Below are 21,630 nucleotides of genomic sequence, written 5' to 3'. Positions count from 1 at the left end.
CCCGCCTCACCACCCAACTCGACGACCAGGGCATCAAGTCGACCCGGCTGAAGGTCAGCCACGCCTTCCACTCACCCCTGATGGAACCCATGCTGGACCAGTTCCGGCAACTCGCCGACACCCTGGACTACCACGACGCGCACCTGCCGCTGATCTCCAACCTCACCGGCGCCCTCGCCGAACCCGGACAGCTCCAGAACCCCGACTACTGGGTCAGCCACGTCCGCGACGCCGTCCGCTTCGCCGACGGCCTGACCACCCTCCACGCCCAGCACACCCACACCACCTGCATCGAGATCGGCCCCGACAGCGCCCTTACCCCCATGGCCCGCGAAACCCTCCCCACCACCACCATCATCCCCACCCAACGCCGCAACCACAACGAAACCGACACCCTCCACCACGCCCTCGCCCAGATCAACGTCACCGGCGTCGACATCGACTGGACCGCCCTGACCGGCACCCGCACCCGCACCCGCACCCGCACCGACCTACCGACCTACGCCTTCGAACACCAGCGGTACTGGCTGGACCGGTCCGCGGCGCGGGTTGGGGCCGGAGAACTGCGGGCCGTCGGGCACCCGTTGCTGCGGGCCGTCGTGGACGTCGCGGGCGGCGGTGTGCTGGCCACGGGGCGCCTCTCGCTGAGCGATCTGCCGTGGCTGGCCGACCACAAGGTCGCCGGGACCGTCGTCGTACCCGGTTCCGCGCTGCTGGACATGGTGCTGGAGGCCGGTGGCCAGGCCGGGTACGACCAGGTCGCTGAGCTGACGTTCGAGGCGCCGATGGTGCTGCCCGCCCAGGGGACGCTCTCCCTCCAGGTCGTGGTGGACGGCGAGGGTCACGCGGTGCGGGTCCACTCCCGCGCCGGTGACGACGAGTCGTGGGTGCGGCACGCCTCCGGCGTGCTGACCAGGGGCGGCGGGGCGGTCACGGAGGCCACCTGTGCCTGGGCGGAGAGCTGGCCGCCCGCGGGCGCCGAGCCCGTGGCTATGGACGGCGCGTACGAGGAACTCGCCGAGCGGGGGTACGAGTACGGCCCCGCCTTCCGCGGCGTGCGGGCGGCCTGGCGGCTCGGCGACGAGCTGTACGTGGAGGCCGGGATCGAGGCGGCCGCCGAGTCCGACGGCTTCGGCCTGCACCCGGCGCTGCTGGACACGGCCTTCCACCCCTACGTCCTCAACAGCGGCTCCGACGAGCTGCGCCTGCCCTTCGTCTTCCGCGGCGTGCGGCTCTCCGCCTCCGGCGCCCCGGTCCTGCGTCTGCGGATGACCGGCAGTGGTGACGAGCTCGCCGTCGAAGCGGCCGACGCCACCGGCCGGCCCGTGCTGACCGTGGCCGGTCTGCGGGTGCGCCCGGTCACCGTGGCCGCGCTCGCCGCCGCCCTGTGCGCCGGTACGGCCACGGTCGGGTACCACGGGCTCGACTGGGTGGAGGTCGATGTTCCGGAGGCTGACCGTGCCGCCCGATGGGTGGCGGTCGGCCAGGGCGTGGAGGGAGTTCCCGGGTACGCGTCCCTCGCTGAACTGGCCGGGGCCGTCCCGGATGATGCCGTCCCGGAGTACGTCGTCGTCCGCTGCGCAGCGGACGACGGGCCCGCCGTCCCCGCCGCGCTGCGCCGGGAGACCGGCCGGGTGCTGGAGCTCGTGCGGGAGTGGCTCGCGTGCGACCGGTTCATCGGGGCCAGGCTGGTGCTGCTCGCCGACCAGGCCCTCCTGGCCGGGGGAGCGGTGTGGGGCCTGGTGCGCGCCGTGCAGGTCGAGCACCCCGGCCGTGTCGTGCTCGGTGACGTGGAGCCCGGCTTCGCCGACTGGCCGCTGTTCGCCGCCGCGGTCGCCGCCGGTGAGCCGCAACTGCGGGTGCGGGACGGCAGGGTGTCGGTGCCGCGCGTGGTGCGCCGTACCCCGCCGCCGGCCGAGGACCGGGGACTCGACGCCGGTACCGTCCTGGTCACCGGTGGTATGGGCGGTCTCGGCGCGCTGGTCGCGGAGCGCCTGGTGGACCTGTTCGGGGTGCGGGACCTGCTGCTGGTCTCCCGCCGGGGCGCGGCCACGGCGGGTGCCGGAGAGCTGGTCGCGCGCCTGGAGGGGAAGGGGGCCTCGGTCCGGGTCGTCGCGTGCGATGTGGCGGACCGGAACGCACTCGAGACCCTGCTCGCGTCGGTGTCCCCGGACCGTCCTCTGGTCGGCGTGGTGCACACGGCGGGCGTGCTGGACGACGTCATGCTCGACGGCCTCTCCCCGGAGCGCCTCGACGCGGTCTTCCGGCCCAAGGCCGACGCCGCCTGGCACCTGCACGAGCTGACGGCAGGACTGCCACTGCGCCGGTTCGTGCTGTTCTCCTCGATCGCGAGCGTGCTGGGCAACGCCGGGCAGGGCAACTACGCGGCCGCCAACGCCTTCCTGGACGCCCTGGCGGCCCACCGCCGGGCCCAGGGGCTGCCCGCCACCTCCATCGCGTGGGGCGTGTGGTCGATGGACTCCGGCATGGCGGCCGGTCTGTCCGCGGCGGACGAGGCGCGGATGGCGCGCTCCGGCGTGGCGGTCCTCAGCGCCGGCCAGGGCCTGGAGCTCTTCGACGCCGCCTTCGGCGCCGGGGACGCAGCCGAGCCGCTCGTCGTCGCCTCCCGCTGGAGCGCCGGCGCGCTTCAGGCCAAGGCCGACACCGGCGGTGACGTCACCCCGGTCCTGCGGGGCCTGGTCCGCACCGCGCGCCGCACGGCCGACGGCCCACGGAACACCGCGGCGACGGGGCTGCGCGAGCGGCTGGCCGGACTCTCCGGCCCCGAGGCGACGGCCCTGGTCGTCGATGAGGTGCGCGCGCAGGTCGCGGCGGTCCTCGCACACGGCTCGGCGGCCTCCGTAGACGCCGCCCGCCCCTTCAGCGAACTCGGACTCGATTCGCTGACAGCGGTGGAACTGCGCAACCGGCTCAACGCCGCGACCGGCCTGGACCTCCCCCCGACCCTCGTGTTCGACCACCCGACGGTGACGGACCTGGCGGCACATCTGGCCGGACGACTGGCGCCGGCTGCCGCTTCCCCCGACGAGCTGCTGCGGCGGGCCCTCGACGAGGCCACCGAGCGGCTCGCGGACGCCGACCCGGAGACCCTCGCGCGAGCCGTGGCCGACCTACAGGCGGCGCTGGCCCGGCTCGGCGGCCGGCCGTCGCGAGACACGGCCACGGCGGACCTGGAAGCGGCGTCGGACGAGGACATCTTCGCCTTCATCGACAACCAGCTCTGACGCGACAGCTTCGAAACACACACGGATGGCGGGGACTTCAGCGATGGCGGACGAACACAGACTGCGGGACTACCTCAAACGGGCCACCGTCGAGCTGGCCGACACACGGCGCCGGCTCACCGACCTGACGGAGCGTCATGACGAGCCCGTGGCAGTCATCGGCATGTCCTGCCGTTACCCCGGCGCGGAGTCCGTCGACGCCTACTGGGAACTCCTCAGCGAGGGCCGCACCGCCGTGACCGAGGAGGTACCGGCCGACCGGTTCGACCTCGACCCGTACGACGACTACGGCCTGTACACGCGCAGCGGCGCCTTCCTGTCGGACATCGCCGGGTGGGACTCCGCCCTCTTCGGGCACTCCCCGCAGGAAGCCCTGCGCATGGACCCGCACCAGCGCATGCTCATGGAGCTGGTCTGGGAGGCCATGGAGAACGCCGGCACGCCCCCGCCGACTCTGGCCGGCAGCCGCACCGGCGTCATGGTCGGCTTCTCCGACACCCTCCAGTACGGGCGGCTCCAGGCCGATGGCCAGGGCCCCCGCGCCTACACCGACCCGTACATGGGCCAGGGCAGCGCCGCCAGCGTGGCCGCCGGCCGGCTCGCGTACCACTTCGACCTGCGCGGCCCGGCGATGACCCTGGACACCGCCTGCTCCTCGTCGCTCGTCGCCGTCCACCAGGCGGTCTCCGCCCTCCGCCGCGGGGAGTGCGACCTCGCCGTGGCCGCCGGCGGGTTCCTGATGATGCAGCCCGACGTCTACATCTACGGCTGCGCCACCTCGATGCTCTCCCCGGACGGCCTGTGCCGCACCTTCGACGAGCGGGCCAACGGCTACGTGATGGGCGAGGGCGGCGGCGCCGTCGTCCTCGCCCGGCTCTCCGACGCCGTGCGCCACGGCCACCGGATCCGTGCCGTCATCCGCGGCTCCGCGGTCAACCAGGACGGCCGCAGCAACGGACTCACCGCCCCCAGCCGCGGCGCGCAGATCGACGTGATCCGACGCTCGCTCGCCGCAGGGAACACGGCACCCGACGAGGTCGCGTACGTCGAGGCGCACGGCTCCGGCACGGCGCTCGGCGACGCGATCGAACTGGGCGCCCTGAACGAGGTGTTCGGCGGCCGGGACCCGCGGCGCCCGCTGCACGTGGGAGCGGTCAAGACCAACATCGGCCACACCCAGGCGGCCGCGGGCATGGCCGGTCTCATCAAGACCGTCCTCGTCCTGGAGAACGGCGTCGTCCCGCCCAACCTCCACATGGAACGGCCCGCCGCGATCCCGGGCGACGGCACCGTCCGGCCGGCCGCCCGGCGCACCGAACTGGCCGCTGGGACCGGTGCCCGCGTCGCCGGGGTCAGCGCCTTCGGCTGGTCCGGCACCAACGCCCACGTCGTCCTGGAAGCGGCCCCGCCGGCCACCGGGACGGACGGCGCCGAGGACGTCGCGGACGCCCCCGCCGTGCCCCGGCTGCTGCCCGTCTCCGCCGCCGACGACGACGCGCTCCGCACCCAGCTCGGCAGGCTCGCCGACGCCGTCGCCGGGCTGCCGCTCGACGACGTGGCCCACACCCTGCGGCAGGGCAGGACCCCGCTCGAGTACCGGCGCGCCGTGGTCGCCGCCGACCCGACCGAGGCTGCCGCCCGGCTGCGCGCGGCCGCGGACGCCCCCGGCGTGCGCCGTACCGAGGGCCGTCCCCGCGTCGCTCTCCTGCTGCCCGGCGTCGGCGACCAGTACCGCGGCCTCGGCCACGACCTGTACCGCGCCGAGCCAGTCTTCGCCGAAGCCGTCGACCGCTGCCTGGACATCGCCGAACGGCGCTGCGGGGTCGACCTGCGGCCGCTGCTGCTCACCGCCCCCGACCTCCGGGACGGCGACGACCTGGCGGCGCTCCTCGGCCGCACCGGCACCCGGCCCGCGGGTGAGGACCCGCTCGACCACGCGGGCGTCGCCCACCCCTTCCTCTTCACCGTCGAGTACGCCCTCGCCCAGCTCCTCGCCCACCGCGGCATCACCCCCGACCTGCTCGTGGGCTACAGCCTCGGCGAGTACGTGGCGGCCTGCCTCGCCGGCGTGTTCAGCCTCGAGGACGCCCTCTGGGTCGTCACCGAACGCGCCCGGCTCATCGAGTCCGCCCCGGCCGGCCGGATGCTCGCGGTCGCCGCCGGCACCGACCTGGTCGCCGACGTCCTCGCCCGCAGCGGCGCCCGCGCCGACGTGGCGGCCGTCAACGGCCCGACGATGACCGTGCTCAGCGCCGCCCCGGACGAGATCGAGACGGTGGCGCGCCGGCTCGCCGAGGAGGGCGTCCCGGCCCGGCCGCTGCGCTCCGCACACGCCTTCCACTCCTCGCAGCTGCGCCCCGTCCGCGACCGGCTCGCCGAGGTCGTCGCCTCCGTGCCCCGGCACGCCCCCGAGCGCACGGTCATCTCCAACACCACGGGCGCGCCGCTCACCGCCGAGCAGGCCACCGACCCCCAGTACTGGGCGGACCACCTGTGCCGACCCGTGCTGTTCGCCGCAGGAGTGCACGCGTGCGTCGAGCAGGGGACGGACGCCTACGTCGAGCTGGGAGCCGGGCAGACCCTCGGCGGCCTGGTCCGGCAGAACGTCACCGGCGGGACCCAGCCCACCGTGCTCGGCACGCTCCCGGCCCAGTGGCCGACGGGCGGGCCGACCGACGGCGTCACCGACGTGCTGGAGACCTGCGGCCGCCTCTGGGAGCTCGGCTGCGCCCTGGACTGGAGCACCCTGCGGCACGGCCGCGAGCGGATCGCCGACCTGCCCTCGTATCCCTTCGGCCGCACCCGCCTGTGGCCGCAGGCCACGGGCGGCCGCCCGGACGGGAAGTCACGGACCGCCGCCGCGCCCGCCCCCGAGGAGCGCTGCTACGCGCCGTCGTGGCAGCGGGACTTCGGCCGTACCCCGGCCGGGACGCCCGCCGTGGACGGGCCCGTGGTGGTGTTCGCCGACCCACACGGCATCGGCAGCGGCCTCGCCGAGCTCCTGGAGGCGGCGGGCACGCCGGTCCTCGAAGTGGTCCCCGGTGACGGGTTCCGCCGCGATGGCTCCCGGCGCTGCGTCATCGACCCGGCCGAGCCGGACCACTACCGCCGGGTGCTCGACACCGTCGGCGGCGGCCCCGTGCACGTCGTCCACCTATGGAGCCTGCGGGGGGACGCCGGGACCCCGGTGTTCGCCGACGACGCGGGGCTGCGCGGGGCGGCCGGCGACGGCTTCGGCACCCTCCTGCTCGCCGTCCACGCGGCGGGCGACGCCGCCTCCGCGTCCGGTGTACGCCTACTGACCTGCAGCGAGGGCGCAGCCGAGATCACCGGAGGGGACGCGGTCGCCCCGGCCCGGGCCGTGGTGCACGGCCTCGGCCGCGTGGTGCGCTCCGAGTACCCCGGCCTGGCCTGGCGGGGTGTGGACCTCGCGGCCGGTACGGAGCCGCGGGACGCCGCCTCGCAGCTCGCCGAGGAACTGCGGCGCGGCCCCTGGACCGACCCCGACCTGACCACCGAACCGACCCTGGTCGGCTGGCGCGGTGGCCGCCGCTGGCTCGAGCGCTGGGCCCCGGTCGCCCCCGAACCCCGGGCCGAGGGCGACACCCCGTGGCGCCCCGACGGCACTTACCTCATCACCGGTGGCACCCGCGGCCTGGGCATGAGCCTCGCCCGCCACCTCGTCCGCGCCGGAGTGCGCCGCCTCGCCCTGGTGGGCCGGACCGACCTGCGCCGGGCGGCCGCCGCCGAACCCGACGGCCGGGCCGCACAGAGTCTGGCCGACGTGCGCGCGCTGGAGGCCCAGGGCGCCGAGGTGCTCCTCCTCAGCGCCGACGTCGGCGACCCCGACCGGCTGCGCGGCGCCCTGCGCGCCTGCCGGGAGCACTTCGGCGCGCTGACCGGCGTCGTCCACGCGGCGGGCGTCCCCGCCGGGGGCATGACCCAGCGCCGTACGGTCGAGGACACCGCCCGGGTACTCGCGCCCAAGCTCCTGGCCATGGGCCCGCTCGCCGAACTCGTCGGCCCCGGCACCCCGGAGGACCTCCGGCCCGAACTCCTCGTGCTGTACTCCTCGGCGATCACCGTGTTCGGCGGCATAGGCGAAGGCGACTACTGCGCGGCGAACACCGTCCTGAACGCCTACGGCAGCGCCCTCGCCGACGCCGCCCCCACCACCCGCGTGCTCACCGTCGCCTGGGGCCCCTGGCAGCACGACGACTGGCAGAGCACCGCGCTCGGCGGCGCCCTCGCCGAACGCGTCGCCGCCTACCGCACGACGTACGGCTTCACGGACGAGGACGGCTGCGCCCTACTGGACCGGTTGGTCGCCGGGACCCGGGGAACCGTGCTCGCGGTCCGCCAGGAGCTGACCGAGGGGCTGCGGGAATGGGCCGCCGGCACCGACCTGTCCGAGCTGTTCGCCCCGGTGCCCGGCGCATCGGACGGCGAGCGGTTCCCCCGCCCCGCGCTGCGCACCGACTACGCGGCACCCCGCACCGAGCTCGAGACCGTCATCGCCGACACCTGGGGCGCCTACCTGGGCATCGACCGGATCGGCGTCCACGATCCCTTCTTCGAACTCGGCGGCAACTCGCTGGTCGGCATGGCCATGGTGGCGGCGATCGAGAAGCGACTCGAACGGCGGATCGCACCCGCGGTGCTCTTCCAGCACCCCACGGTCGCCGAGTTCGCGGCAGCACTCGCCGGGCCCGACACGGGCGGCCCGGCCGAGCGCGGCGCCGGACGGGCGGCCGGTTCGGCCCGAGGTGAGCGACGCCGTGCCCGCGGCGCGAAGGTTTCCGGAACGCGGAAGTGAGGACAGAAGTGACTGAGCACATCCCCGCCGACGTCTCCGACACGGACATCGCGCTGGTCGGAGTGGCGGGCCGGTTCCCGGGCGCCGCGGACGTCGCCGCCCTGTGGGCCGAGATCCGCGCCGGACGCTCGGGCATCACCCGGTTCACCGACGAGGAACTCCGCGCCGCCGGGGTCCCCGAGGACCAGCTCGCCGACCCCGCCTACGTCAAGGCGGGAGCGGTCATCGACGGCTTCGACCGGTTCGACGCGGGCTTCTTCGGGATCAACCCGAAGGAAGCCCAGATCCTCGACCCGCAGCACCGGCTGTTCCTCGAACACAGCTGGCACGCCCTGGAGGACGCCGGCTGCGACCCGGCCCGCTTCGACGGCACGATCGGCGTTTTCGGCGGCGCCGGACTGAGCTCGTACCTGATCAACAACCTGCTGCCCGCCGGAGTCGCCGGCGAGGTCGGAGAGTTCGCCGTCGGCCTCGCCAACGACAAGGACTCGCTGCCGCTGCGGGTCGCCCACACCCTGGGCCTGACCGGACCCGCGTACGGCGTCCAGAGTTACTGCTCGACCTCGCTCGTCGCGGTCTGCGCGGCCGCGACCAGTCTGGCGAATCTCGAGTGCGACATGGCCTTGGCGGGCGGCGTCGCGCTCGGCGTACCGCACCGTGTCGGCTACCTGTACCAGCAGGGCGGCATCACTCCGCCGGACGGCGAGTGCCGGGCCTTCGACGCCTCGGGCCTGGGCGCCCCGCTGGGCAGCGGCGTCGGCGTGGTGGCCCTGCGCCGTCTGGAGGACGCGCTCGCCGACGGCGACCGCGTCTACGCCGTGCTCCGCGGCTGGGCCGTCAACAACGACGGCGGCCGGAAGGTCGGCTTCACCGCCCCCGGCGTGGAGGGCCAGGCCGCCGTCATCGCCGAGGCCCTGGCCGCCGCCGGGTTCACCCCCGCCGACATCGAATACGTCGAGGCCCACGGCACCGGGACCGCCCTCGGCGACGCCGCCGAAATCGCCGCCCTCCAGCAGGTGTTCGACGGCGAGCAGCTCCTCGTCGGCTCGGTGAAGACCAACGTGGGCCATCTCGACCGTGCCGCCGGGGTCACCGGCCTCATCAAGGCCGCGCTCGCCCTGCACCACGGCGAGATCCCCCCGACCCGCAACTTCACCACGCCCAACCCCCAGCTCGCCGCGGGCGGCGCCCGGCTCACGGTCGTCACCGAACCCCGCTCGTGGCCGCGCGGCTCCACGCCCCGCCGGGCCGGCGTCAGCGCCTTCGGCATCGGCGGCACCAACGCCCACGTCGTCCTCGAAGAGGCACCCCTGCCGGCCTCCGCGCCCGCCGCACCGCGCAGCACCGAACTGCTCGTCTGGTCGGGCCGCTCCGCCGAGGCGGCGGACGCGGTCACCCAGGCGCTGGCCGGACACCTGGAGGAGTCCGGAAGAGCGCTGTCCGACGTGGCGCACACCCTGCAGAGCGGACGCGGCGTCTTCGGCCACCGGCGGGTGCTCGTCGCCGGAACCGTCGAGGAGGCCGCCGCCCGCCTGCGCGAAGGCGACGTCCTCTCCCGCGCGGACGGCCAGACGGACCGGCCCGTCGGCTTCCTCATCGCGGGCACCGGCGAGCAGTACCCGGGCATGGCCGCCGACCTGTACGAGACGGAGCCCGTGTTCCGCTCCGTACTCGACCACTGCCGCGCCCTGCTCGTGGAGAAGACCGGCGCCGACCCGCTCACCACCCTGCTCCGCCCCCGCGACACCGTGCCGGGCGGCACCGACCTCGGCCGGCTACTCGGCCGCACCGGCGCGCCCGAAGGCGACGGGGACGACGCCACCGACCGGCTCCAGCCCGCCCTCTTCGCCGTCGAGTACGCCCTCGCCCAGCTCGTCCGCTCCTGGGGCGTCGAACCGTCCGTCATGGTCGGCTACAGCCTCGGCGAGTACGTCGCCGCCTGCCTGGCCGGCGTGCTCTCCGTCGAGGACGCCCTCGCGCTCGTCGCCCACCGGGCCCGGCTCATCCACGCCCTGCCCGCCGGGGCGATGGCGGCCGTGCCGCTCTCCGCCGATGAGGTCCGCGCCCGGATCGACCGGACCGGTCTCGACGGCCTGGACGTCGCCGCCGTCAACGGCCCCCAGGTCACCGTCGTCTCCGGTGAGCCCGAGGCACTCGACGCGTTCCGGCGGGCCCTGGCCGAGGACTCCGTCCCGTGCAGGCCGCTTGCCACGACCCACGCCTTCCACTCGCGGATGCTGGAGCCGATTCGGACCGAACTCACGGAATGGATCGCGACCCACGTCACCCTCCGCCCGCCGGCCGTCCCCTACATCTCCAACGTCACCGGCGAGCTGATCACCGACGCGCAGGCCATCGACCCGGCGTACTGGGCCGAGCACATGTGCGGCCCCGTCCGGTTCGACAACGCCGTCGCCACCCTGCTCGCCCGAACCGAGACCGCCCTGCTGGAGATCGGCCCCGGTCCGTCCCTGGGCGCCCTGGTCCGCGGCCACGCCGCGTGCACCCCCGACCGCTGGCCCCTCATCGTGCCTGCCCTGCCCGCCGAGGGCGACCCGCGGCCCGCCGGCACTGTGCTGGCCGAGGCCGTCGGCAGACTGTGGCTGGCCGGGGTGTCCGTCGACTGGAAGGGCTACCAGGACGGCCGAGAGCCGCGCCGGACCGAGCTGCCGCTCTACCCGTTCCAGCGCGAGCGGTACTGGATCGACGCGCCCGCGGGCGGGACCGGGACTACTGTCGCGCAGCCCGCCGAGACCAGCGCGCCCGAACCCCACGTCCAGCTGCTCACCCAGCGGTGGCGCCCCGCCGGACCCTCGGAGCACACCGGCACGGCCCCGGCCGACGGGCGCCACGTGCTGGTCGCGGACTCCGGAGGCACCGCGGACGCCCTCGCCGCCCTGCTGCGCCGCGACGGCACGGAGGTGACCGTCGTACGCCCCGGCGAGGACCTCCCCGCCGACGGCCGCACCGTCGTCCACCTGGCGGCCCTCGACTCCGCCGAATCGGCCGACGCCTCCGCCGGAGTGCTCCCGGTGTCCCGCACCCTCGCCGCCCTGGGCGCCGATGGCACCGGCAACACTCGGGTCGTCGTGGTCACCCGCGGAGGCCAGGGCGTCGCCGACGGCGAACGCGTCGACCCGGCCCAGGCCGCCGTCGCCGTACTGCCCGTGGTCGCCAACCAGGAGTACCTGAACCTCGACAGCGGCAACGCCGACCTCGCCCCGGGCTCCGGAGTCACCGAAGCCGCCGAGTCCCTCGCCGCCCTCCTGCGCCACCCCACCGGCACCGTCACCGCCGCCCACCGCGATGGCCGCTGGCACGTCCCCGCCTACGCCCCCGCCGAGGCCGGCCAGGCCGCCGTCGACGCCCGGTCCGGCCCGACCGTGTGCGAGGGCAGCACCTGGCTCGTCACCGGCGGCCTCGGCGAGGTCGGCATCACCCTGGCCAAGCACCTGGTCCGTCGCGGCGCCACCACCCTGATCCTGACCAGCCGCAACGGCGTCCCCGACGACCCGGACCACCCACGCGCCGCCGCCGTGCGGCGCCTGCGCGAGCTGGGTGCCGAGATCCGTACCCCGCGTGTGGACGTCACCGACGAGGCGGCGATGCGTGCCCTCTTCGACGCCGGACGCATCGACGGCGTGGTGCACGCCGCGGCCGAGTCGACCCCGGACACCTTCCGGCCCCTGCAGGACTTGGACGATGCCGCCGTGGCCCGGCACTTCGGCGCCAAGGTCGACGGCGCCCGCGTCCTCGACGCGGTCGTCTCCGCCCTCCCCGCCGCACAGCGCCCCGCCCACTGCGTGCTCTTCTCGTCCACCTCGGCCCTCCTCGGCGGCCTCGCCTTCGGCAGCTACGCCGGGGCGAACGCGGCCCTCACCGCGCTCGCCCACGGCCGGACGGGCACCACCCGCTGGACCGCCGCGAGCTGGGACACCTGGGCCTGCACCCTGGACCGGCTCGACGGCCAGGTCGGCGCGACGATGATCAGCCACTCCATGAGCGACCCCGAAGCGCTCGGCGCCTTCGACGCGTTGCTCGACCTGGCCCGCCCCGCCGTGATCGTCGCCGCCGGCGGACTCGCCGACCGGCTCCCCGTGCCCGGCGGCGCCGGAACCACACCGGCCGCGACCACCGGGACCCGGTACGAGCGCCCCGACCTGCCGCAGCCGTACGTCCCGCCGCTCACCCCCACCGAACGCGTCCTCGCCGGTCTGTGGTCGGACGTCCTCGGCGTCGAACCGATCGGCGTCCGCGACAACTTCTTCGACCTCCAGGGCAACTCCCTGCTCGCGCTGCAGATGCTCAACCTGGTCAAGCAGCGCTTCGGCATCGTGATCCCGACGGTCACGCTCTTCGCCGCGCCCACCGTCCACGCGCTCGGCGCCGCCCTCGACGAGCAAGGCGCCGCCGCGACCAGCACCCCGGCGGCGCCCGCCGCGGCCGCTCACCCCGCGCACCGGACCGAACCGTCCCGTCCCGTCCCTGCCACGGCCGGGGAGCCTGAGCAGGACCTGGACCGGCACATCGCCGTCGTCGGCATGGCGGGCCGCTTCCCCGGCGCCGCGGACGTCGGCCAGTTCTGGCACAACCTGTGCGACGGCGTCGAGTCGATCACCTTCTTCTCGCCGGAGGAGCTGATCGAGGCCGGAGTCGACCCCGCAGTGGTCCACGACCCGTCCTACGTCCCGGCCCGCCCGGTCCTCGACGACATCGCCGGCTTCGACGCGGGCTTCTTCGGACTCAGCCCCCGGATGGCCGCGCTCACCGACCCCCAGCAGCGCCTCTTCCTGGAGACCTGCTGGGAGGCGCTGGAGCAGTCCGGCTACTGCCGTCCCGAACACCGCGGCCGGGTCGGCGTGTTCGGCGGCTCCAACATCAGCACCTACCTGCTCGGGATGACCGACCGGCTGGCGGGCGACCAGGACGTCAGCACGTACGAGATCATCATGGGCAACGACAAGGACGCCCTGACGACCTCGGTCTCCTACCTGTTCGACCTGCGCGGCCCGAGCGTCGCCGTCCAGACCTTCTGCTCCACCTCGCTCGTCGCCGTCCACACGGCGGTCCGCGCCCTGCGCGCGGGCGACTGCGAGATGGCGCTCGCCGGCGGCGTCTCCATCCGCGTCCCGGACCGGGTCGGGCACCGGTACACCACCGGCGGACAGGAGTCGGTCGACGGCCACGTACGCACCTTCGACGCCAAGGCCCAGGGCAGCATGTTCGGCGACGGCGCCACCGTCGTCGTCCTCAAGCGGCTCTCCGACGCGCTCCGCGACGGCGACCACGTCTGGTCCGTCATCCGCGGCTCCGCGATGAACAACGACGGTGCCCTGAAGGTCGGTTACACCGCACCCAGCGTCGTCGGCCAGGCCCAGGTGATCGCCGACGCCATGGCGGACGCCCGCGTCACCGCCGAGGACATCGGGTACGTCGAGGCGCACGGCACAGCCACCGAACTCGGGGACCCCATCGAGGTGGCCGCCCTGACCCGCGCCTTCGGCCCCACCGACACCCGCCAGTACTGCGCCATCGGCTCGGTGAAGACCAACATCGGCCACCTGGACCGCGCCGCCGGCACCGCCGGCCTCATCAAGGCGTCCTTGGCCGTCCGTGAAGGCGTCATCCCGGCGACCCTGCACTACACCAGCCCCAACCCGGAGATCGACTTCGAGAACAGCCCCTTCTACGTCAACGCCGGGCTGACCCGCTGGGACGCGGGGGAGGGGCGCCCCCGGATCGCCGGCCTCAACTCCCTCGGCATGGGCGGCACCAATGTCCATGTGGTGGTCGAGGAACCCCCGGTCCGGACCGGGACGCCCCTCTCCGATCCGGCGACCACCCGCCGCTACCAGGTGCTGCCGGTCTCCGCGCGCACCACGGCCGCCGTCGACGAAGCCGTCCGCCGCCTCGGCGAGCACCTGCGGTCCAGGCCGGAGACCCGGCTCGACGACACGGCGTTCACCCTCCAGGTGGGGCGCAAGACCTTCGAGCACCGGCGCGCCGCCGTGGTCACCTCCGTCGGTGAGGCCGTCCCGGTCCTCACCGGCGCCGACGGCGCCGCACCTCTCGCCGCGCGCACCGACGCCGCCCAGGGCAGGCCCGTGGCCTTCCTCTTCGCCGGAGTCGGCGAGCAGTACCCGGGCCTGGTCGGCGAGCTGTACCGCCGCGAGCCGGAGTTCGCCCACGCCCTCGACGCCTGCCTGGACCGGATCTCCGCGGCCCTGCCCGACGAGGACGTCGCCGACCTGCTCACCGGCGCTCGCGGCGGCGCCCAGGACCTCGCGGTCCTCCTCGGCCGGGCGGCCGCCACCGACGCGCGCGCCGCGGCGATGGAACGCACCGAACTCGCGCAGCCGCTGATGTTCGCCGTCGACTACGCGCTCGCCCGCACCCTGATGGCCTGGGGCGTGCGCCCGCAGGCGATGCTCGGCTACAGCCTGGGCGAGTACGTGGCCGCCTGCCTGGCCGGCGTGCTCTCCCTCGACGACGCCATCGCGCTCGTCGTGCACCGCGCCCGGTTGATCGCCGGGGCCGAACGCGGCACGATGGCCGCTGTCCCGCTCTCCGCCGACGCCCTGCGACGGCGCTTCCGGATCGAGCGGCGTGGCCTGGACATCGCCGCGGTCAACGGCCCCGACACGGTCGTCGTCGCCGGACCCGACGCCGACATGGCGCTGCTCGCCGAGGAACTGCGCAAGGCCGAGGTCCCGTACCGGCCTCTGCAGACCACCCACGCCTTCCACTCCCGGATGCTCGGCGGCCTCACCGCCGAACTCACCGCCTGGGTCGAGGCGAACGTCACCCTCCACGCGCCGGAACTGCCCTACTACTCCAACGTCACCGGCGGCCTCGCCGATGCCGACCTGGTCCGCGACCCGGGTTACTGGGCCCGCCACATGTGCGGCACGGTGCAGTTCGCCGCGGGCGCCGCGGCTCTGATCGCCGACCCCGAGCTGGCCGTCGTCGAGATCGGCCCCGGACCGTCCCTGGGCGCGCTGATGCGCGCCGCCGACTGCCCGCCCGAGCGCTGGCCGATGATCACGGCGACCCTGCCGGCCGCGGGCGACCAGCGGCCCGCCGACGCCGTCCTCACCGACTGCCTCGCCCGGCTGTGGCTGCTCGGCGTCGACGTCGACTGGGCCGCCCACCACGGCCGCGGCACCGGCGCGGCGGCCCCTGCCACCGGCCGCGCCCCCGGCCGGATCCCGCTCCCTACCTACCCCTTCCAGCGCCAGCGCTACTGGATCGAGCCGTCCAGGCCGTCCGCCCGGGGCGTCCCGGCCACGGCAGTCCCGGCCGAGCCGATGTCCATGGACGACATCGGCCGCGTCCCCCGGCAGCCCGAGGAGGAGTGGCTCTACCTGCCCGTCTGGCGCCAGACCGCCCCGACGGCGGCCGACGGGAACCAGCCCGCGCACTGGCTGGTCTACGCTCGGGAGGGCACCGCCGACCGGGTCCTCGACGAGCTGCGCCGCGCCGTGGAACCGGCCGGCGCCACCGTCACCGTGGTCCGCCCAGGCGACGCCCACGGCAGGACCGCGGACGGCTGGACGGTCCGTCCCGGCAGCGACGAGGACATGCTCACCGTGCTTCGCGCCCTGCGGAGTGCCGGACACCGCCTGGAGCGGGTGGTCCACCTGTGGACGCTCGACGAGGAGGCCGACGACACCGACGCCCGGACCCTGAACCTGGGCCTGGACACCCTGATCGCCCTCGCCCGGTCCGCCGGTGAACTCGGCCTGGACGACTGGGCCCTGGACATCGTGGCCACCGGCACCCAGCAGGTGCTGGGCGGCGCCGAGGCCCGCCCGGCCACCGCCACCGTCACCGGCCCTGCCCTGGTCATCCCGCTGGAGTACCCCACGGTCACCACGCGGCTGATCGACACCGACCCGGCCACCACGACCACCGCCCTCGTCGCCGAACTGCGCCGACCGCGCGCCGCCGCCACCGTCGCCCTCCGCGGCAACCGCCGCTGGCTGTGCGCGTACGAGCCGCTGCCCGCCGCCGACACGGCGGCGGAGGGCACCGCGGCTCCGCGCGACGCCGGCGTCTACTTGATCACCGGCGGCCTCGGCGGCATCGGCCTCGGCATGGCCGACCACCTGGCCCGCGAACACCGCGCCAAGCTCGTGCTGTTCGGACGCACCGGCCTGCCGCCGCGCGACCGGTGGGAAGCCGTCGCCGCGGGCACCGAGGCCGCCGACGACACCACTCGCAGGCGGGTGACCGAGGTCCTCCGGCTCCTCGCGCACGGCGCCGAAGTGGAGATCGTCACCGGTGACGTCGCCGACCAGGCGGCCGTGCGCAGGGCCGTCGACCTGGCCGTCGAGAGGTTCGGCGCGCTGCACGGCCTGCTGCACACGGCCGGCGTGCCCGGCACCGGGCTCATGCAGTTCAAGCGGCCCGGCGACGGAGAAGCCGTCCTCGCCTCGAAGATCGCCGGATGCCGGTCGATCGCCGAGGCCCTGCGGATCGGACGGCCCGACGAACTGCACCTCGACTTCCTGGTCCTCTTCTCGTCCATCACCTCCGCCACCGGCGGCGGCCCCGGTCAGGTCGACTACTGCGCGGGCAACGCGTACCTCGACGCCTTCGCGAACTCCCTCGCGGCCGACGGACGACGCGTGCTCTCCGTCGACTGGGGCGAGTGGACGTGGAACGCCTGGGACAACGGCCTCGCCGGCTACGACGAGTCCCTGCAGACCTTCTTCCGTAACCACCGCGCCCACTTCGGCATCACCTTCGACGAGGGCTGGCGCTCGCTGGTCAGGGCGCTCGGGTCCGGAGAGTCCCGGGTCGTCGTCTCGACCCAGGACTTCCCGACCGTGGTGCGGTTCAGCACCCGCTTCACCGTGGCCACGGTCACCTCCGAGGAAGTGACCGGCACCGGCTCACGGCACCCTCGTCCAGAACTGGTGACGCTGTATCAGGAGCCTTCCGGGGCGGTCGAGGAGACCATCGCCGGGATCTGGGGCGAGGCGCTCCGCCTGGACCGTGTCGGCGTCATCGACAACTTCTTCGAGCTGGGCGGCAGTTCACTGCTCGGCATCTCGGTCCTCGCCGCGTTGCGCCGGGCGTTCCCCGACGCGGAGCTGCCCCCGCACATCCTCTTCGAAGCCCCGACCGTCGCCGCCCTCGCCAAGGTCGTCGATGCCCCAGCCGCCGGCCCTGCGTCGGCCCAGGACCGGGAGACCACCCGCAACCAGGCGGAACGGCGCAGGACCGGGCTTGAGGTGGCGGCCCGCCGCCGCAAGCGCTGACCGCACACCGGCCATCGAACGCAATACAAGAACGGAGCAAGTCATGACTGTCATCGGCGTAGTCGGTGCCGGCGTCATGGGCGTCGGAGTCGCCCAGAACCTCGCCCAGTACGGATACGACGTCGTCCTGGTCGACAAGGACGAGCGGATCCTGTCCGAGGCCAGGGACGCCATTACCCGCAATGCCCGGATGAGCCGGCTCATGGGCGGCCCGGCGTTGGACGCCGACGCCATCATGGCGAAGATCACCACCGAGGTCGGCGTGAAGGCGCTGGCCGACGCGGAACTCGTCATCGAGAACGTCACCGAGAACTGGGACGTCAAGCGCGAGGTCCACAAGGAGCTGGACGAGGTCCTCTCCCCGGACGCCGTCGTGATCGTCAACACCTCGGCGATCCCGATCACCAAGGTCGGGTCACTGTACGGCCGCCCGGAGCGCGTGGTCGGCGTCCACTTCATGAACCCCGTCCCGGCCAAGCCGGTCGTGGAGCTGATCCCCGGCTTCCACACCTCCGCCGAGACGGTCGAGCGAACCCGTGCCCTGCTCACCGGCATGGGCAAGAAGGGCGTCGACGTCAAGGATTCGTCCGGCTTCGTCTCCAACCGGGTCCTGATGCTGACCGTCAACGAGGCCGCCTACCTCGTGTACGAGGGCGTGGCCACCGCCGAGTCGGTCGACGAGGTGTTCCGCGGCTGCTTCGGCCACCCCATGGGACCGCTGGAGACCGCCGACCTGATCGGGGTCGACACCATCCTGTACAGCGTCGAGGTGCTTTACGAGCACTACGCCGACAGCAAGTACCGCCCCTGCCCCCTGCTCAAGCAGATGACCGACGCAGGACTGCACGGCCGCAAGACCGGCCGCGGCTTCTACACCTACGCAAGCTGAGGAGAGACAGACATGTCCGACACCACCGGCCAGATCCTGACCTTCGTCAAGGGCCGCTTCCCCCAGGCCGAGATCACCGCGACCGAGGACATCTTCTCGCTGGGCTTCGTGAACTCGCTGTTCGCGATGGAGCTCGTCATGTTCGTGGAGAGGACCTTCGGCATCACCGTCCCCACCGACGAGCTGCGCATCGACAACTTCCGCACCGCCGAGGCGATGACGGTCCTGGTCGACCGCCAGCGCGCCGCCGCCGCGTAGGCGCCGCATGACGAACGACACGCAGAGGCGGCGCGAGGCCGCCGTCGTACCGGACCGGGCCTTCGCCCGCGCCTTCGTGGACGAGCACGTCCTGCCGCACGCCGACGCGTACGACCGGCAGGGGGCGATCCCGGAGGAACTCCTGGAGCGCATCGGCGCCGCCGGCCTCTGGGCGCCCTTCCTTTCCCCCGAGATGGGCGGCGCGGGGCTGGACATGGTGACCCTCGGCGAGATCCACGAGGAGGTCGGGCGGGGCTGTTCCTCCGTGCGCAGCCTGCTCACCGTCCACACCATGCTCGCCTGGACCCTCCAGCGCTGGGGCACCGCCGAACAGCGCGAACGCTGGGGACCCTCGCTGGCGAACGGCAGCGTGCTGGGAGCCTTCTGCCTCTCCGAGCCCGGGGCCGGCAGCGACGCGGCCGGGATCACCACGACGGCCGTGCCCAAGGGGAACGGCTGGGTGCTCAACGGCGTCAAGAAGTGGACGACGAACGGGCAGCGGGCGGACCTCTTCCTGGTGTTCGCCCGGACCGAGACCAGCATCGGCGCGTTCCTGGTGCCCAAGGACACCCACGGTGTCACTGTCCGTCCCCTCGACGACATGCTCGGCACCCGCGCCTCCATGCTCGCCGAGGTGGCCCTCACCGACGTGCGGCTCGGCCCGGACGCACTCCTCGGACCGAGCGGCTTCACCGCCGGCATGGTCCTCACCGGCACCCTCGACCTGGGCCGCTACAGCGTCGCCGCGGGATCGGTCGGCATCATCCAGGCGTGCCTGGACGCGTCCGCCTCCTACGCCGCCCGGCGCACGGTCGGCGGGAGCCCGATCTCAGAACTCCCGCTGATCCAGGCGAAGCTGTCCGACATGGTCACCGACGCGCGGGCAGCCCGACTGCTGGTCGCCGAGGCCGGCCGGCTGAAGGACACCGGCGACTCGGCGACGCTCATGGCGACCTGGATCGCCAAGTACTTCGCGTCCACCGCCGCGGTACGGCACGCATCCGAGGCGGTGCAGGTCCACGGCGCCAACGGATGCAGCCCCGACTACCCGGTGGCGCGGTACTACCGCGACGCGAAGGTCATGGAAATCATCGAGGGCAGCAACGAGATCCAGCGGATCACGATCGCCGCCGAGGCACACCGCGAGGGGGGACGATGACCGGGACCACCCGGGACGGGGTGGACACCCTGCCCGCCAAGCCGGCGCAGGGCCGGATCAAGTGCGTCGTATGGGACCTGGACAACACCCTGTGGGACGGCGTCCTGCTGGAGGACGCCGAGGTCACCGTGCGCCCGGCGGCCGTCGCCCACCTGCGGCGGCTGGACGCCATGGGCGTCCTGCACTCCGTCGCGAGCAAGAACGACCACGACGCGGCCATGGCGAAACTGCGGGAACTGAGCCTGAACGACCTGTTCCTGTGCCCGCAGATCAACTGGAACCCCAAGTCCGAGTCGATCAAGCACATCGCGACCCGGCTCAACCTGGGCCTGGACGCGTTCGCCTTCGTCGACGACCAGGAGTTCGAGCGGGCCGAGGTCGCCTTCGCGGTGCCCGAGGTCACCTGCGTCGACGCGCTGGACATCGACGAGGTGCTGACCGGCGTCGCGTTCACGCCCCGGTTCGTCACCGACGAGTCGGCCCAGCGGCGGGGCATGTACCAGAGCCAGCTGGCCCGGGAGAACCTGGAGCAGGAGTTCACCGGGACCAACGACGAGTTCCTCGCCAGCCTGGGCATGACCTTCACCATCGCCCCGGCCCAGCGCGAGGACCTCCAGCGGGCCGAGGAGCTCACGGTCCGCACCAACCAGCTCAACTCCACCGGCCGGACCTACTCGTACGACGAGCTGGACGCGCTGCGCGACTCCCCGGACCACCTGCTGCTGGTCGCCTCCCTGACCGACCGGTTCGGCAGCTACGGCAAGATCGGGCTGGCGCTGGTCGAGAAGGGCATCCCCGACTGGCGCCTGAACATGCTGCTCATGTCGTGCCGGGTCATGTCCCGGGGCGTCGGCATGGTGCTGCTCAACCACGTCATGCGGCTGGCGAGCGAGGCGGGCGCCGGACTCCGCGCCGACTTCGTGGAGACCGGACGCAACCGGATGATGCAGATCACCTACGCGTTCAGCGGATTCCGCGAGATCTCCCGCGAAGGCAGCCACGTCGTCCTCGCCGCCGACCTCGACGCCCTCCAGGAGCCGCCGGGCTACGTCACGCTGGAGGTGACCGGGTGACCACCGTCGCCGACGCCTCCCTGGTGAGCCGCTGGCTCCCCTTCACCGTCCCGGACGGACCGCTGCGGCTGTTCTGCCTGCCGCACGCGGGCGGCTCCGCGTCGGCCTATCGGGCGTGGAACGGACGGCTCGGCCGGGTCGCCATCTGCCCCCTCCAGCCGCCCGGACGGGAGACCCGGCTGCGGGAGACCCCGTTCGACCGCATGGAGCCCCTCGTCGCCGAGCTGGCGGACGTCGTCCTGGCCACCGCGCTGGGCCCGTACGCCGTGTACGGGCACAGCCTCGGCGGCCTGGTCGGCTTCGAGCTGCTGCGCGAGATCCGCCGCCGCGGCGGACCGATGCCTGAGCACTTCTTCGTCTCCGGCTGCCCCGCCCCCCAGCTCCCGGACGAGCACGGCGACCCGCCCGTCGCCGGGATGACCGACGACGAGGTGGTCGGCCTCCTGCGCCGGCTGGGCGGCACGCCCGAGTGGCTGCTGGCGGACCCGGCGGTCCTGCAGATGATCCTCCCGCCCTTCCGGGCCGACTTCTCCGTCAAGGAGACGTACCGGCACCGGGAGGAGCCGCCGCTGGACCTCCCGGTCACCACGCTCGCCGGCACCCACGACCCCAGGGCCGACCCTGCCGCCATGCGGGGCTGGCGCGACCAGACCGTGGGCGGCTTCACCTCCCACGTCCTGACCGGCGGGCACTTCGTGATGCTGGAGCGCCCGGAGCTGACCCACCGGCACCTCGCCGACGCCCTCAGCGCCTGGATCTGACCCACCCCCGTCGCCGGGGCAGCGCCACTGCCCCGGCGACAGCGGAATGATGGCCACCGCATGACCGCTCTCCTTCCGCTATCGAACGGCCCTCACCACACGACGAAGGTGCCCGCCGGCCTCCTGGCCGGCGGGCACCTTCGTGTACGCGGAGCCCCTCCGC

The 21,630-nt window shown here is 74.0% G+C and carries 8 protein-coding genes; all 8 read left to right on the top strand.

The genetic code is table 11. The features are described 5' to 3' along the window. A partial coding sequence (locus ACZ6ZQ_RS35295; protein WP_469772609.1) for a type I polyketide synthase occupies positions 1–3,245 on the top strand: 3,245 nt, incomplete at its 5' end. Positions 3,246–3,288: 43 nt separating this feature from the next. Continuing rightward, positions 3,289–8,061 carry a type I polyketide synthase gene (locus ACZ6ZQ_RS35290; RefSeq protein WP_469772608.1) on the top strand — a complete coding sequence of 1,591 codons (4,773 nt, stop codon included), beginning with the start codon at positions 3,289–3,291 and terminating at the stop codon, positions 8,059–8,061. A gap of 8 nt (positions 8,062–8,069) precedes the next feature. Further along, on the top strand, positions 8,070–17,327 hold the full coding sequence (locus ACZ6ZQ_RS35285; protein WP_469772607.1) for a type I polyketide synthase: 9,258 nt from the start codon (positions 8,070–8,072) through the stop codon (positions 17,325–17,327). A 43-nt stretch (positions 17,328–17,370) separates the two neighbouring features. Beyond that, positions 17,371–18,216, top strand: coding sequence for a 3-hydroxyacyl-CoA dehydrogenase family protein (locus ACZ6ZQ_RS35280; RefSeq protein WP_469772606.1), 846 nt, complete (start codon positions 17,371–17,373; stop codon positions 18,214–18,216). Between the two features lie 12 nt (positions 18,217–18,228). After that, positions 18,229–18,474, top strand: a complete 246-nt coding sequence (locus ACZ6ZQ_RS35275) for an acyl carrier protein (RefSeq protein WP_469772605.1) — start codon at positions 18,229–18,231, stop codon at positions 18,472–18,474. Positions 18,475–18,481: 7 nt separating this feature from the next. After that, positions 18,482–19,633, top strand: coding sequence for an acyl-CoA dehydrogenase family protein (locus tag ACZ6ZQ_RS35270; RefSeq protein ID WP_469772604.1), 1,152 nt, complete (start codon positions 18,482–18,484; stop codon positions 19,631–19,633). Next, positions 19,630–20,706: an HAD-IIIC family phosphatase gene (locus ACZ6ZQ_RS35265; protein WP_469772603.1), complete on the top strand. Its 1,077-nt coding sequence runs from the start codon at positions 19,630–19,632 to the stop codon at positions 20,704–20,706. Before ACZ6ZQ_RS35270 ends, ACZ6ZQ_RS35265 begins: the two co-directional genes overlap by 4 nt. Beyond that, positions 20,703–21,467 (top strand): thioesterase II family protein, encoded by a 765-nt coding sequence (locus ACZ6ZQ_RS35260; protein WP_469772602.1) that lies wholly within the window; start codon positions 20,703–20,705, stop codon positions 21,465–21,467. The genes ACZ6ZQ_RS35265 and ACZ6ZQ_RS35260 overlap by 4 nt, the downstream gene beginning before the upstream one ends. Positions 21,468–21,630 lie beyond the last annotated feature (163 nt).

It is taken from the genome of Streptomyces sp. NPDC053673, from assembly GCF_055585225.1.
This window is presented reverse-complemented; position numbering and strand designations above follow the sequence as displayed.

What these genes read in the sequence shown, in the direction of transcription:
- ACZ6ZQ_RS35275 (WP_469772605.1), top strand. Translation starts at nt 18,229, where the DNA reads ATGTCCGACACCACCGGCCAGATCCTGACCTTCGTCAAGGGCCGCTTC.
- ACZ6ZQ_RS35290 (WP_469772608.1), top strand. Translation starts at nt 3,289, where the DNA reads ATGGCGGACGAACACAGACTGCGGGACTACCTCAAACGGGCCACCGTC.
- ACZ6ZQ_RS35265 (WP_469772603.1), top strand. Translation starts at nt 19,630, where the DNA reads ATGACCGGGACCACCCGGGACGGGGTGGACACCCTGCCCGCCAAGCCG.
- ACZ6ZQ_RS35280 (WP_469772606.1), top strand. Translation starts at nt 17,371, where the DNA reads ATGACTGTCATCGGCGTAGTCGGTGCCGGCGTCATGGGCGTCGGAGTC.
- ACZ6ZQ_RS35270 (WP_469772604.1), top strand. Translation starts at nt 18,482, where the DNA reads ATGACGAACGACACGCAGAGGCGGCGCGAGGCCGCCGTCGTACCGGAC.